This window comes from Aeromonas sanarellii, assembly GCF_000820085.1.
Classification (GTDB): domain Bacteria; phylum Pseudomonadota; class Gammaproteobacteria; order Enterobacterales; family Aeromonadaceae; genus Aeromonas; species Aeromonas sanarellii.
This window is the reverse complement of record NZ_CDBN01000042.1, coordinates 39,473-52,710: the sequence shown is the minus strand read 5'-3', so window position 1 is coordinate 52,710 and position 13,238 is coordinate 39,473. Positions and strand designations below refer to the sequence as shown.

Sequence of the window (13,238 nt, the reverse complement as noted above, 5' to 3'; positions counted from 1 at the left end):
CTTTTTATCCCCTCCCCCTCCCCGAACTCCCGATCGCGGCCGGCGCCTGAAAACGACGCTGAAAACGTAAAAAACTGCAAAACGATGCACAATTAAGCCACACAAGGGGGATCAAACTGCATATAATGTGCCTGTTTTGCAGACCGCTACGAGGAGTTCGCCATTGGATGCCACCACCATCAACAGTTTCTTCTTTATCGGTGCCCTGTTGGTGGGAGCCAGTGTCCTGTTGAGCGCACTCTCGTCCCGGGTCGGCATCCCCATTCTGGTCATCTTCCTCGCCGTCGGCATGCTGGCCGGTGAGGATGGCCCCGGCGGCATCCACTTCGCCGACTACTCGGTCGCCTACCTGGTGGGCAACCTGGCGCTCGCCATCATATTGCTCGACGGCGGCATGCGCACCCGGGTCTCCTCGTTTCGCGTGGCGCTCTGGCCCGCCCTGTCGCTGGCCACCGTCGGGGTGGCCATCACCACAGGCCTGACGGGTCTTGCCGCCGCCTGGCTGTTCGATCTCAACCTGCTGCAGGGGATGCTGATCGGCGCCATCGTCGGCTCCACCGACGCGGCGGCGGTCTTCTCACTGCTCGGCGGGCGCAGCCTCAACGAGCGGGTCAGCGCGACCCTGGAGATCGAATCGGGCAGCAACGATCCCATGGCGGTCTTCCTCACCGTCACCCTGATCGAGGTGCTGGCCACCGCCCAGCAGGGGCTGGACGCCGGCTTCCTGCTGCTGCAACTCATCAAGCAGTTCGGCCTGGGCGCCGGCATCGGTCTCGCGGGGGGTTGGCTGCTGTGGAAGCTCATCAACACGGCCCGCCTGGCTCCGGGCCTCTACCCCCTGCTCACGGTGAGCGGCGGCCTGCTCATCTTCGCCCTCACCACGGCGGTGGGGGGCAGCGGCATCCTCGCCATCTACCTTACCGGCCTGCTGCTCGGCAACCTCTCCCTGCGCAGCCGCAGCACCACCCTCTCCGTACTGGACGGTCTGACCTGGCTCAGCCAGATCGGCATGTTCCTGGTGCTGGGGCTGCTCGCCACCCCGAGCAACCTGCTGCCCATCGCCCTGCCGGCACTGGCGCTGGCCACCTGGATGATCCTCTTTGCCCGCCCGGTGTCGGTGTGGATCGGCCTGCTGCCGTTCAAGAACTTCGCCCCCCGCGAGCGCTGGTTCATCTCCTGGGTGGGACTGCGCGGCGCCGTGCCCATCATCCTCGCGGTCTTCCCCATGATGGCGGGACTGCCGGGCGCCCAGCTCTACTTCAACGTCGCCTTCTTCGTGGTGCTGGTCTCCCTCATCCTGCAGGGCAGCTCGCTGCCGCTCGCCTCCCGCCTCGCGCGGGTCGAGGTGCCGGCCCCGCCCTCCCCCATCAACCGCTCGGGCCTGGAGATCGATCTCGACAGCCAGTGGGAGACCTTCGTCTATCGCCTGAGCGCCGAGAAGTGGTGCATCGGCTCCCCCCTGCGGGAGCTGCGCATGCCCCAGGGGACCCGCATCTGTGCCCTGTTCCGCGGCCAGGAGCTGCTGCACCCTTCGGGCAGTACCCGGCTGCAGTCCGACGACATCCTCTGCGTCATCGGCCACGAGCGCGATCTGCCCGCCCTCGGCCAGCTGTTCAGCCAGGCCCCCGAGCAGGATCTGGGTCCGCGCTTCTTCGGCGACTTCCTGTTGGAGGCCGCCGCCAGGCTGGTGGATCTGGCCCCCCTCTACGGGCTGGATGTGAGCGAGGTGGCGGATCAGACGCTCGGCGATTTTATTGCCCATCAGTTGGGCGATAATCTGGTTGTCGGTGACCACGTCGCCTGGCAGGGGCTGCTCTGGACCGTGGCGGAAATGGAAGAGGGCGAGCCCCGCAAGATAGGGGTGCGCTTCCTGGAAGAAGACCCCGTCTAGGCACCGGCCATAAGTTGCCATTACTCAGTGAGAAGGGAGTGACCCATGCCTTATCAAACCCTGTTGTCTGGTCTGTATCCTCCCTCGCCCAAGCTGGGCCTTATCGAGGGCTTCTTCGGCAAGGGCTGGAGCTGGGAGGCCCGCGCCCGCTATGCCCAGTGGCTGCCCCGCCACGGCTACGGCTTCTACCTCTACGCCCCCAAGGAAGACGGCTACCTGCGCAAGCACTGGGCCCAGCCCTGGCCCGCCAACCAGCTAGAGGCGCTGCGTCGCCTCGCCGGGCAGTGCCGGGACAACGGGCTCGCCTTCGGGGTGGGTCTGAGCCCCATGGGCGCCCATCACGACTATGAGCGCCAGCGCCCCGCCCTGCTGGAGAAGGTGCGGCTCATCGAGCAGGAGCTCAAGCCCGACATCCTGGCGATCCTGTTTGACGACATGAAGGGGGATACCCCGGATCTCGCCCACTGGCAGCTCACCATCACCCACGACATCGCGGCCCACACCGGTGCAGGCCGGCTGCTGTTCTGTCCCAGCTACTACTCGACGGATCCCGTGCTGGAGAAGGTGTTCGGCGCCATGCCCCCCCATTACCTCACCGACCTCGGCCAGGGGCTGGACAGGCGCATCGACATCTTCTGGACGGGCCCCAGGGTCTGCTCCACCGAATACCCGGCGGCGCACCTCAGGCAGGCGGCCGACTGGCTGCACCGCAAGCCGTTCCTGTGGGACAACTACCCGGTCAACGACGGCAGCAAGGCGAGCAGCTTCCTGCACCTGCGCGCCTTCGAGAACCGCCCGGCAGAGCTCGCGGATCTCACCGCCGGCCACGCGGTCAACCCCATGAAGCAGGCCGCCCTCTCGGTGCTGCCACTCGCCACCCTGCCCATGAGTTACCGGCTCGGCCGCCAGTACGATCCGGACAAGGCGCTGCACGCCTCCCTCAACGCCACCTGCGGGCCGCAGATCTCCGCCATGATCCAGGCCGACCTGCCGCTGTTCCAGGACATCGGCCTGGCCCAGCTCACGGCTGATCAGGTGAGCCATCTCAAGACCCGCTACCTGCCGTTCCAGGATCAGGCCTGCGTCGCCGAGATCCTGCGCTGGCTGGACGGCGAATACGTGTTCGATCCCGACTGCCTGACCGACTGACACATCGCCAAACGCCCAATAAAAATGCCACCTCCCCTTCACCAGGGGAGGTGGCATTTTTCATTCCGAGAGCCTCAGCCGAAGGCGAGCCAGACGCCCACAAACAGCATGAGCGAGCCCGCGATCCGGTTCATCAGGGTGACGTTGCCGCTCCTGGCGAGGAAGTGGCGCAGGGTGTGGCCACCGCTCGCGTAGAGCAGCAGGCAGGAGAACTCGATGACCAGGATGAGCGTCACCAAGGCCCCTATCTGGGGTGCCATGGGCTTGGCCGCGCTGATGAAGGGGGGCAGCAGGGAAACCATGAAGGCCCAGCCCTTGGGATTGGCGATGGCGGTGACGAACCCCTGCAGCGCCAGCCCGAGCGGCCTGGTCTCCTGTTCCGCCGACAGGTCGGCCGGGATGGCCATCTTGCCCTTGGCCTGCCACATCTGGATGCCGAGCCAGACCAGATAGGCGCCCCCCACGTACTTGAACGCCGAGAAGAGGGCCGGATAGTTGAGCATGACCGCCGCCACCCCGACCACGGAGAGCACGGAGACCAGACCGACGCCGATGAGCTCGCCCCACATCATGTGCAGGGTACGGCGCACCCCCAGGCTCATGCCCAGGGTCATCGCCAGGGTCATGCACATGCCGGGGGTCACGGAGACAAAGAAGAACGTGGGAACAAAGAGCGCCAAGATGGCGGGATCAATCCAGTCGGACACACTACACCTCCAGGTAACAAGCAGACGATCATGCACAGCACACTCTTTTAACACAAGAAAAACCTTTTCGTTCAGCCCGAATTCAGACTCAAAAACCCTGTGACAAGGATTGTCGCACCTGTGTAAGATGCGGCCTTGTTCCTCTTTCGGGTTAGGATCTTTCATGTCTTTGAACAATCTCTCCATTCGCCTTCAAGTGCTCATCCCTCTGCTGCTTGCCAGCCTGCTGATGCTGCTGATGGCCGTTGTCAGCAAGCAGGAGATAGACGGTGCGATCGGTGACATGAACGACACCACCGCCAGCGTCACCCGCCACAAGGACGACATCGCCGCCCTGATCCACGCCACCTACCGGCTGCGCACCAACGCCATCTACGGCCTCTACGATCAGGCGCGCTTCGCCCAGTTGCCGGCCCAGCTCTCCGCCGCCGAGCAGGAGATAGGCACCATACTGTCACGGCTGGTGATCCCGGGGGCCGAGCAGGACAACACCCAGGTGGCCGCGGCCCTGCAGGCCTACCTCGGCCACACCCGCAGCAACATGCTGCCGCTGCTGGCCGCCAAACATCAGGGCAGCGGCGAGCCCGCCAGCTATGAGCAAGCCAGGCTGCGCTTTCGCGATCTGGGGGAGCAGCTAATCAAGCAGATCGACACCCTGTCGGCCCACATCAGCCAGCTGAGCCAGCAGGAGATCGCCCTGGAGCAGGCCCACTACCACGCCACCCTGCTGCAGACCCTGCTGCTGATGGGAGCCACCCTGGTGGCGGCGCTCTGCGGCGGCTGGTGGCTCTCCGGGCGCATCGTCCAACCCATCGGCCAGCTGCAGGAGGTGATGCACGCCGTCGCCCTCGGCCGCTTCAACGTGCGCGCCAGGGCCGAGGGCGACAACGAGCTGGGCCAGCTCGCCAGGGACATCAACCAGACCCTGAGCCAGCTTGGCAACACCATTCAGACCCTGACCGGCATCAGCGGCAACGTGGCCTCCGCCGCCACCGAGCTGGCCGCCGTCATGACCCAGTCCGAGGCCAATGCCCAGCAGCAGCGCAGCGAGACCGAGCAGGTGGCCTCCGCCGTCACCGAGCTGGCCAGCACCGCCGACAACGTCAACCACAATGCCGCCCTGGCCGACGAGCTGGCGCGGGACGCCAACCGCCGGGTCGAGCAGGGGCTGGCGCTCTTTACCGAGAGCATCCAGGCCAACGGCCGCATGGCGGGCAGCCTGGAGCAGGCCGCCACCGTGGTGGCCAGACTCAAGTCCCAGTCCGAGCAGATCGGCAAGGTGATCGAGGTGATTCAGAGCATCTCGGAGCAGACCAACCTGCTGGCCCTCAACGCCGCCATCGAGGCCGCCCGCGCCGGCGAGACCGGTCGCGGCTTCGCCGTGGTGGCCGACGAGGTGCGTCTGCTGGCGGCCCGAACCCAGGACTCCACCAAGGAGATCCAGGTCATCATCGAGCAGTTGCAGAGCCAGTCCCTCTGCGCCAACAGCGGCGTGCAGGAGACCCTGGAGATCCTCGGCCACAACCAGCGCCTCTCCGCCGAGGTGCAGGATCTGCTGGGGGGCATCACCGAGGCGGTCAACCAGATCAATGGCGCCAACGCCCAGGTGGCGACCGCGGCGGAGGAGCAGTCCTGCGTCACCGCCGACATCAGCCGCAACCTCACCAACATCCACGAGATAGTGAACCAGAACGCCGCCGGCATCAGTCAGAGCGCCGCCGCCAGTCACGAACTGTCACAGCTCGCCGAACAGCAGCGCAGGCAGCTCGCCCAGTTCCAGCTGTAATACTCCCCTCTCGTTGACAGACTCCGGGCCCCGCCCCGGGGTCTGCCCCCTCACGTTTAAAACGGTTTTTTGCCTTTAAGGTGTCATTGGGGGCTGGGCTGCATCCGCAAATATGGGTATGGTAGAGGCACGTCACTCCCCCTCACCCAGAGAACACCATGAGCCTCAAGTTCAAGAAACCCGCTTTTGTCGCGCTCGGCCTCATCGCCCTGCTCTCCGCACTCTGGCTCGATTTCTATCTGCCGGAGCACACCATCGCCACCATCACAGGGGTCGAGGTGAAACGCACCGACAAGGACGGCCCCATCAGCCAGAAGAACCCGGCCGACGGCCCCACCGTGGATGTCTATTACATCTATACCGAGCGCCCCGGCGAGAAGATCCGGGTATTCCGCAACGAGGATACCCTCTGGGGCTGGCCCTTCTACTTCAAGTTCAACGCCGCCGACGTCCAGGCCAAGGCCAAGTCCATGGAGTTCGAGAAACGCCTGGCCATGATCACCTCCTACGGCTGGCGGGTGAACATGTTCTCCCTCTTCCCCAACGTCACCAAGATCGAGAGCGCCGAGCCCGATGCCTCCACCTGGAGCTTCTTCCGCTGGTTCTGGTTCGGCGTCTGGGCCCTGGTGATGGGCAAGGCCGCCATCGCCACCTGGCGCTACTTCGATCGCCTCGAGGACGAGATATGAGCGAGCCGAGCAAGACGCGCACCAGCTTCTACCGCCGGCTCTACGTGGCTCACCTCATCAGCCAGGGCACGGATACCGTGCCCGCCATCATGGCCGCCACCGGCATGCCGCGCCGCACCGCCCAGGACACGCTCAGCGCCCTGGCGGAGCTCGACATCTGCTGCGCCTTCGAGCAGACCGAGGGGGCCCGCCATCTCCAGGGTCACTATCGCATCAGCGACTGGGGGCCCATCAATCCTGACTGGATCAAGGCCCAGCTGCCCGTCATCAAGCAGACCCTGGGTTATCCCTGATTTCCAGGCCCCTGGTCTGCCTCCCATAGAAAGGGGCCAGCCTTGCGGCTGGCCCCTTTCTTGTCTGGCCGGGTCACCCTTCTGCGAGCGCCGGGCGCTTAATCCCCTTCGTCAAAGGACTCTTCCGGCAGCGGCTCCGCCGACTCGCCCCGGGTGCAATCGATGATGGAGCGCTTGGGGTTGTTGGGATCGCGCAGCAACAGGGGGGCCATCCCCTCATCGTGCAGCTGCTCGTCGGCAAACTCGCTGCCATAGGCGTTGTGGGTCAGCCTGCGCGCGTTGGCGATGGGGGTGTCCACGAAGAGGGCGTGTACCTCGAAGGTGGAGGCGGGGACGAGAAAACCGACGATGGGCAGGCCGTGCAGCTCCTCATGCAGCTTGTACCAGGCAAAGCCGTCGCTCACCTTGTCGGGGGTGTAGATGGCAAGCTGTGGATTCGCCGGGCGCCCCGTCTCGCTGTCGAGATGGAGGGAGTCCAGCTCGCAGGTCGCCAGCCCCTGCCACATCTTCTCGAACGGGGTGGCACAACCCGCCAGTTGCATGCATGTCAGCAGCGCCAACGTCCCTTTCCACATTCCCAACCCCTTATCCGATGTCCGAGATGTTAGCCAAATGTTTGCAACCGCTGCACCAGCAGTTCGATGAAGCCGACCCTGTCCAGCCCCAGCAGCACCAAGGCATTGGCGGGCCTGCCGGTCAGATCGTAGCGATCCACCACCGTCATGCCCAGGGTATGGGTACCGCAGGTTTCGATGTCGACCCGGCACTCCACCCCATGAAACAGGGAGGGTGCCAGCAACCAGGCGATGGTACAGGGGTCGTGGAGCGGTGCGCCAGCAAATCCCCACTTGGGATCCCGATGATAGATCATGAAGAAGTCGAACAGCTGTGCCACGCACTGCGCCACCGGGTTCGGGATGGCGCGCACCCGCTCGATATCCTCGTCCATCACCTGGGCCTGGTGGGTCACGTCGAGCCCGCACATGGTGATGGGCAGCCCCGACTTGAACACCATATCGGCCGCTTCCGGGTCCACATAAATATTGAATTCCGCCGCCGGGGTCCAGTTGCCCGCCCCTGCGGCGCCGCCCATCAGCACGATGCGGGCGATCTTCTGCTTGAGCTCGGGGTGGGCCGCCAGCAACAGGGCGATGTTGGTGAGCGGACCAGTCGGCACCAGGGTGACCGGCTCCGGGCTCTCGCGCAGGCATTGGGCCATCAACTCCAGCGCCGTCATGGCCTGGGGCGCAAAGGCGGGATCCGGCAGACTGGGGCCGTCGAGGCCCGACTCCCCGTGCACCTTGTCGGCGATGATGAGCTCCCGGGCCAGGGGCCTGGGCGCCCCCGCCGCCACCGGAATGTCGTGGCGACCGAGCAGGGTGAGGATGCGCAGGGCGTTGTTGAGGGTCTTGCCCGGCGTCTGGTTGCCGGCGCTGGTGGTGACCGCCAGCACCCTGAGTTCGGGGCTCGCCAGCGCCAGGATGAGGGCGATGGCATCGTCGTGGCCGGGATCGCAATCGAGAATAAGGGGCAACGCCATGGACAGACTCCGTGCAACCTGACAGGCCCCCTACCTTAGCAAGCCGCGGCCGGATGAACTCTGGAGGGGGTCACAAAACGCCTTGGCTAAACAGATCAATCACTTGCCGCCCCATGTCGGTAGCGCGCCGTGTGGTCGCCTCTGTCCGGTCATTCGGGTATGATCCCTCCCCCTTCTCAGCCCGGGTGCCCTATGTCCGTCATCGTCGATACCTTCGTTGCCCCGCCCTGCGAGGCCGGCATCGGGATCCTGTTCGAGGATGAGCACCTGCTGCTCATCAACAAGCCGAGCGGCCTGCTGAGCCTCTCGGGCAAGAACCCGCAGAACCTCGATTCGGTCCATTACCGCCTGGTACAGGATTACCCCGGCTGCACCCTGGTCCATCGCCTCGACTTCGGCACCTCCGGCATCATGGTGGTGGCCAGGAACAAGGCCATCAACGCCCGGCTCTGCCAGCAGTTCAGCCTGCGGGCGGTCGACAAGGCCTACGATGCCCTGCTGTGCGGCCATCTGGCAGCGGACGAGGGGGTGGTCGACGCCCCCATCGCCAAGGATCCGGCCCTCTTCCCGCTGATGAGCATCTGCGCCGCCAGCGGCAAGCCCGCCCGCTCCCGCTACCGAGTAGTGGAGCGGCTGACACGGGAGGTGCAAGGCCAGCCGGTGCCATTGACCCGCGTACGGCTGGTGCCCGAGACCGGCCGCACCCACCAGCTGCGCATCCACAGCCAGTGGCTGGGCCACCCCATCCTGGGCTGCGATCTCTATGGCGGCCTGCGGCTGCCCGGCTGCGCGCGGGCGCCACGGCTGATGCTGCACGCCAGCGCCCTGGATTTTGTCCATCCGGTGAGCGGTGAGCCCATGCAGATCCGATGCGAAGCCCCCTTTGGGGAGGCGTTGGCAGCCATGACGGGGCAGCAGGAGTAAGGCGGGTCGAGGGAGAGTGAGCAGGGCGGTAAGCGGCGGATAAAGATAGGGGCCGCGCTTTCGCAACGGCCCCCACCCCCCACTCGGTGTGGTGCTATCAGATCAGCTTGCGGGCGGCGCCCAGCACGATCTTGATGGCATCAGATTCGGTTTTCGCCATGGTCTCGGCGTTCGGGATTTCCTGCTGGGTACGGTTGACGATAACGCCAGCCACCATGCCGGCGCGCAGGCCCTGGCTGGTGCACATGGTCAGCAGGGTGGCGGACTCCATCTCGTAGTTCAGCACGCCCATGGCTTGCCACTCTTTCATGGAACCCTGGAAGCGCTGCACCACGCGGCCGGAGACGGTGTCGTAGCGCTCCTGACCCGGGTAGAAGGTATCGGAGGAGGCAGTCACGCCCACGTGCAGCCTGGAGCCCAGCTCCTTGGCGGTGTTCACCAGGGCGGTGGTGCACTCGAAATCGGCCACGGCCGGGAACTCCATCGGCGCGAAGTGCAGGCTGGCACCGTCGAGGCGCACGGAGCCGGTGGTGACGATGACGTCGCCCACGTTCAGGTGCGGCTGGATGGCCCCCGTGGTGCCGATGCGCAGGAAGGTGCGGATGCCCAGCTGGGCCAGCTCTTCCACCGCGATGGAAGTGGACGGGCCGCCGATGCCGGTGGAGCAGATGATCACGGCCTTGCCGTCCATCTCGCCGCGCCAGGTGGTGAACTCACGATGGCTGGCCAGGTGCACCGGGTTGTCCAACAGCTCTGCGATGCGCTTCACGCGCTCGGGGTCACCGGGAACGATCGCCAGGGTGGCGCCTTGCAGATCCGCTTTCTTCAAACCCAAGTGAAATACATCAGACATAGTGGACTCCTGGTTGCGCCCCGCCGCCTGGCAGCCGAGTGCAGTTAAGGTGATTCTTTATGGTACTTTCAAGCCTGTACCCCCTCGTCCGGGGAGGCGCCAACTATGGTCGAAAGCGCTTTCCAATTCCTTGATGCGCCTCACACTTCTGTGCTTACAAGATGACAAAAATGGTGCGAAACGTTTGCTAACGTGATGAATTTATTGAAAAACGTTTTTTCGTTCTTTTGCCACCCCTCCCCCTTGTCAAACCCCTCTCAGACCCGCATAACCAGAGCTCGATCGAGCCCACAAAGTTGCCAACAAGATACCATCGACCCCTTCTCATCCCCTCCGACGCTGTTATGTTGGCGCCCGCATGCCACTTAATGGCTAATCAACCGGAGTCCATCATGACCACATTCAAGTTCTACATTCCCGCTATCAAGCTGTAGCCCGCCGCGAAAAATGAAAAACAGTGGTGGGTAAAACGGGCGTTGTTGCCCAAATCAACCAGCAAGTCATGACTTTCCCAGCCCCAGGTGACCGCTACACTCGGGGCTTTCTGGCAGGCAGTGTAGAGGGCACCAAAGGATCCATGGGCTGCCGATCTTGAAACATCTTCTGCAACCCCTTCAGAGGGCCGGGGGGATGATGTGCTACATCTTCTCCGTGACACCGAAACCTCTCGATGATAAAGTGCCAATAGAGTCTTTTTATTGAACGCTGCCATACTTTAACGCATCGATCACCAGTACACATAAGGAACGTGGTATGACTGGTCTGTTTAAGCAGCTAAAAGATCATGGTGTTGATATTTTAACCTACCGAATGATCGGGATTGAACGTATTGAATCATTCAACAGCAAACGCAAGCTATCATTTAACCCTACTATCATAAATCTTTTCCAGCCTGTGGTTCAGGACATTCATATAGCATCAATATTTAGATCACGCCAAGTCAATCTCCCGTCCATCGCCATTGAAGGTCAGCCACGGCTATTGGAGATTTTATATCGACCACAGGAGGCTGTCCCCCCCACCAGTTTTTATAACTCATGTGACTCAATATCACTTATTGAGTTAACTCTTCTACAGTTAAGTGACGCACTTATTAATGCTTTAAAAGAAAAAGTCACCATGTTTTTCTTTAAAGTTGAATACCGAATACTACACGCTGTAGAAGAGGCTCTAATTTATTTCTCCAACATTTTCTCTTCATATAATATTTCTTTATACATTGAAATAAGCCACTGCCCAATTATTGACAACAACATCACCATTAATAGCTTGGTGAGGCTCAAAGAGCATGACATTAATTTGGCGGTCGATAACTTCTTGTGGCAGGGGGGGGATTGGCGTAAACGATATCTTTCAAGTGGGATATTCAATTGCGTTAAATTTGGCGCGCCTCCATCATCGCAGCAAGAGATAAATGATTTCAAAGATTGCGTGCTATCACTTCAGGAAAAATACAGCCTAACAACTATCATCAGTAAAATTGAAACAAAAAAACAACACGATATTGCTCTGTCCAGTGGCAGTTGGGCGATACAGGGATTTTATTATTCAAAACCCAGAGCAGTTAAATTAATGGATCTCTATTCTTTTCACACCGAAAAACCCTAATCTCCCCCCCACGGACTAATAGGGCCGTCGTTTAGATTAACGAAGCATAATAAGACGGTCACGATATATGAAAAGCCGCGGATTTTCCCGCCGTCTTCCATTCCCTTCCCCACCCGTCACGCCGTCTCCGGGTGAACCAGCTGATTGCCAGACACCAGCGTACCGCCGTCGACCGGGGGGATGATCTGCACGCCCGCGAGCAGATGGCCTACGCCCAGTTCCTGGCCGGCATGACCTTCAACAACGCGAGCCTGGGTTACGTGCACGCCATGGCGCACCTGCCCGGCTGGCTTCTACGACCAGCCCCACGGGGTCTGCAACGCCGTGCCGCTGCCCCATGTCCAGGCCTACAACACCCAGGTGAGCGCCATGACCGACGAGCAAGGGGCCGCAGCCATTGCCGCATCCGGCAGCTGACCCGTGACGTGGCGCTCCCGGCCAGGCTGGCGCAGTTCGGGATCTGGGCCGATGACTTCGACGTGCTGGCCGAGAACGCCCTGAAAGATGCCTGCGGCTTCACCAACCCCAAGCAGGCGTTGCCAGGACCGCCGTCCGGCCCTTTTTATTGGCTGATGGATCAATGGCTTTTTACTTCCGCCCGGGGAGTGGGTATGATTTGCCGAGCTAAAAAGACTGTATGGATGATCTGAACCCGATATGCGGATGAAACACCTGATTGCCGCGGCCCTGACCGCCCTCACCCTGTCCGGTTGCAGCCTGGTCTATCGCATCGATATTCCCCAGGGCAACTACGTGGAACAAAAGCAGGTCGACAAGCTGCGCCAGGGCATGACCCGCGAACAGGTCGAGTTCGTGCTGGGCTCCCCCATGCTGCGCGATGGCTTCGACCCCAACACCTGGTACTACCTCTACGAGTTCCAGCCAGGTCGTGGCGACAAAGAGCGCAAGGAGCTGACCCTGAACTTCGTGGGGGACAGGCTGGCCACCGCCACGGGCGATTTCCCCCTCCCCGCCGCCTTCACCACACCGCTCTAGATTGCATCACAAAACCGGCCAAGGCCGGTTTTGTCTTGTCAGAGCCGGGAAAAACGGCCAAGGCTCCCCTGCCGGGCCATGCTCAAGGGCACAGGACCCACCAAGGAGATCATGATGAGCCAGATCCTGATTGCCGGGGCAACCGGTCTGATTGGCCAGGCCCTGATCCGCGAGTTGAGCCCGGCGCACTCGCTGACCCTGCTCTGCCGCAAGCCGGGCGAGCCGGCCCCCGGTCGACACTGGCTGCCGGTAGACTTCGAGCACCTCGACGAGGTCGCGCTGCCCACCCCCATCGATCTCGCCTTCTGCTGCCTCGGCACCACCCGCAAGGAGGCCGGCTCGGCGCAAGGATTTCGCCGGGTCGACCTCGACTATGTGCTGGCCTTTGCCGATCTGGCCCGCCGCCACGGCTGCCGGCGCCTGCTGGTGGTCTCCAGCCTGGGGGCCAATCCGCGCGCTCCCGCCCTCTATCCCCGCACCAAGGGGGAGATGGAGCAGGCCCTGCTGGCACAGGAGTGGCAGCGACTCGTCATCCTGCGCCCCGCCATGCTGCTGGGCGATCGCCAGCCACCTCGCCTGTCGGAGCAGATCGTCCAGGCCATCTACCCGCTGATAAGGCCGTTGTTGCGCGGCCCTCTCAGGCGCTGGCGGGCCATAGAGGCCAACCAGGTGGCCCACGCCATGGCGCTGCTGGCACAGCAGGAGAGCGGCATCGAGACGGTGGAGAACGAGCGCCTGCTCGCGCTGTAAGCGGCCTTCGGCATCAGAGTGCGGGATCAACAAGGGGCGCCGCAGCGCCCCT

Annotated in this window: 13 protein-coding genes and 1 pseudogene; 10 read left to right on the top strand and 4 right to left on the bottom strand. The window is 62.8% G+C overall.

Annotated elements, in window-relative coordinates; translation table 11 throughout:
* Positions 1-163 precede the first annotated feature (163 nt).
* On the top strand, positions 164-1,891 hold the full coding sequence (locus tag BN1132_RS08885) for a potassium/proton antiporter (protein WP_042076910.1): 1,728 nt from the start codon (positions 164-166) through the stop codon (positions 1,889-1,891).
* A 45-nt stretch (positions 1,892-1,936) separates the two neighbouring features.
* A complete protein-coding gene (locus BN1132_RS08880; protein WP_042076908.1) occupies positions 1,937-3,040 on the top strand; it encodes a beta-N-acetylglucosaminidase domain-containing protein in 1,104 nt (367 codons plus the stop codon).
* A 74-nt stretch (positions 3,041-3,114) separates the two neighbouring features.
* Here BN1132_RS08880 and BN1132_RS08875 read toward each other — a convergent pair whose 3' ends face one another.
* The gene (locus BN1132_RS08875; protein ID WP_042076906.1) at positions 3,115-3,747 is read right to left on the bottom strand and encodes a LysE family translocator; all 633 of its coding nucleotides are present in this window, start codon (positions 3,745-3,747) and stop codon (positions 3,115-3,117) included.
* Between the two features lie 163 nt (positions 3,748-3,910).
* On the opposite strand from BN1132_RS08875, the gene BN1132_RS08870 reads away from it, so the two are divergent.
* From BN1132_RS08870 to BN1132_RS08860, 3 genes are all read left to right on the top strand, one after another.
* Positions 3,911-5,533, top strand: a complete 1,623-nt coding sequence (locus BN1132_RS08870) for a methyl-accepting chemotaxis protein (RefSeq protein WP_042076904.1) — start codon at positions 3,911-3,913, stop codon at positions 5,531-5,533.
* Between the two features lie 158 nt (positions 5,534-5,691).
* The gene (locus BN1132_RS08865; RefSeq protein WP_042076902.1) at positions 5,692-6,222 is read left to right on the top strand and encodes a DUF1523 family protein; all 531 of its coding nucleotides are present in this window, start codon (positions 5,692-5,694) and stop codon (positions 6,220-6,222) included.
* The gene (locus tag BN1132_RS08860; RefSeq protein ID WP_042076901.1) at positions 6,219-6,515 is read left to right on the top strand and encodes a winged helix-turn-helix domain-containing protein; all 297 of its coding nucleotides are present in this window, start codon (positions 6,219-6,221) and stop codon (positions 6,513-6,515) included. Before BN1132_RS08865 ends, BN1132_RS08860 begins: the two co-directional genes overlap by 4 nt.
* A gap of 98 nt (positions 6,516-6,613) precedes the next feature.
* Here BN1132_RS08860 and BN1132_RS08855 read toward each other — a convergent pair whose 3' ends face one another.
* Together BN1132_RS08855 and rihA are read right to left on the bottom strand one after the other, a co-directional pair.
* Complete coding sequence (locus tag BN1132_RS08855) at positions 6,614-7,090, bottom strand: hypothetical protein (protein WP_042076899.1); 477 nt, start codon at positions 7,088-7,090, stop codon at positions 6,614-6,616.
* A gap of 29 nt (positions 7,091-7,119) precedes the next feature.
* On the bottom strand, positions 7,120-8,055 hold the full coding sequence (rihA, locus tag BN1132_RS08850; RefSeq protein ID WP_042076897.1) for a pyrimidine-specific ribonucleoside hydrolase RihA: 936 nt from the start codon (positions 8,053-8,055) through the stop codon (positions 7,120-7,122).
* A gap of 159 nt (positions 8,056-8,214) precedes the next feature.
* Between rihA and BN1132_RS08845 the strand changes: the two genes are divergently transcribed.
* The gene (locus BN1132_RS08845; RefSeq protein ID WP_042076895.1) at positions 8,215-8,979 is read left to right on the top strand and encodes an RluA family pseudouridine synthase; all 765 of its coding nucleotides are present in this window, start codon (positions 8,215-8,217) and stop codon (positions 8,977-8,979) included.
* Between the two features lie 97 nt (positions 8,980-9,076).
* On the opposite strand, the gene udp is transcribed toward BN1132_RS08845, so the two are convergent.
* Positions 9,077-9,832 (bottom strand): uridine phosphorylase, encoded by a 756-nt coding sequence (udp, locus tag BN1132_RS08840; RefSeq protein ID WP_042076893.1) that lies wholly within the window; start codon positions 9,830-9,832, stop codon positions 9,077-9,079.
* 753 nt (positions 9,833-10,585) lie between these two features.
* Here udp and BN1132_RS19955 point away from each other — a divergent pair.
* From BN1132_RS19955 to BN1132_RS08825, 4 genes and pseudogenes are all read left to right on the top strand, one after another.
* Positions 10,586-11,440 carry a hypothetical protein gene (locus BN1132_RS19955; RefSeq protein ID WP_167335708.1) on the top strand — a complete coding sequence of 285 codons (855 nt, stop codon included), beginning with the start codon at positions 10,586-10,588 and terminating at the stop codon, positions 11,438-11,440.
* Positions 11,441-11,577: 137 nt separating this feature from the next.
* Positions 11,578-11,976: pseudogene (locus BN1132_RS08835) on the top strand (dehydroquinate synthase/iron-containing alcohol dehydrogenase family protein); the annotation flags it as partial.
* A 121-nt stretch (positions 11,977-12,097) separates the two neighbouring features.
* Positions 12,098-12,436 carry an outer membrane protein assembly factor BamE gene (locus BN1132_RS08830; RefSeq protein WP_005325779.1) on the top strand — a complete coding sequence of 113 codons (339 nt, stop codon included), beginning with the start codon at positions 12,098-12,100 and terminating at the stop codon, positions 12,434-12,436.
* A 114-nt stretch (positions 12,437-12,550) separates the two neighbouring features.
* Positions 12,551-13,186 carry an NAD(P)H-binding protein gene (locus BN1132_RS08825; protein WP_042076912.1) on the top strand — a complete coding sequence of 212 codons (636 nt, stop codon included), beginning with the start codon at positions 12,551-12,553 and terminating at the stop codon, positions 13,184-13,186.
* The last annotated feature ends 52 nt before the right edge of the window (positions 13,187-13,238 follow it).

What these genes read in the sequence shown, in the direction of transcription:
- BN1132_RS08880 (WP_042076908.1), top strand. Translation starts at nt 1,937, where the DNA reads ATGCCTTATCAAACCCTGTTGTCTGGTCTGTATCCTCCCTCGCCCAAG.
- BN1132_RS08870 (WP_042076904.1), top strand. Translation starts at nt 3,911, where the DNA reads ATGTCTTTGAACAATCTCTCCATTCGCCTTCAAGTGCTCATCCCTCTG.
- BN1132_RS08865 (WP_042076902.1), top strand. Translation starts at nt 5,692, where the DNA reads ATGAGCCTCAAGTTCAAGAAACCCGCTTTTGTCGCGCTCGGCCTCATC.
- BN1132_RS08860 (WP_042076901.1), top strand. Translation starts at nt 6,219, where the DNA reads ATGAGCGAGCCGAGCAAGACGCGCACCAGCTTCTACCGCCGGCTCTAC.
- BN1132_RS08855 (WP_042076899.1), bottom strand. Translation starts at nt 7,090, where the DNA reads ATGTGGAAAGGGACGTTGGCGCTGCTGACATGCATGCAACTGGCGGGT.
- rihA (WP_042076897.1), bottom strand. Translation starts at nt 8,055, where the DNA reads ATGGCGTTGCCCCTTATTCTCGATTGCGATCCCGGCCACGACGATGCC.
- BN1132_RS08845 (WP_042076895.1), top strand. Translation starts at nt 8,215, where the DNA reads ATGATCCCTCCCCCTTCTCAGCCCGGGTGCCCTATGTCCGTCATCGTC.
- udp (WP_042076893.1), bottom strand. Translation starts at nt 9,832, where the DNA reads ATGTCTGATGTATTTCACTTGGGTTTGAAGAAAGCGGATCTGCAAGGC.
- BN1132_RS19955 (WP_167335708.1), top strand. Translation starts at nt 10,586, where the DNA reads ATGACTGGTCTGTTTAAGCAGCTAAAAGATCATGGTGTTGATATTTTA.
- BN1132_RS08830 (WP_005325779.1), top strand. Translation starts at nt 12,098, where the DNA reads ATGCGGATGAAACACCTGATTGCCGCGGCCCTGACCGCCCTCACCCTG.
- BN1132_RS08825 (WP_042076912.1), top strand. Translation starts at nt 12,551, where the DNA reads ATGAGCCAGATCCTGATTGCCGGGGCAACCGGTCTGATTGGCCAGGCC.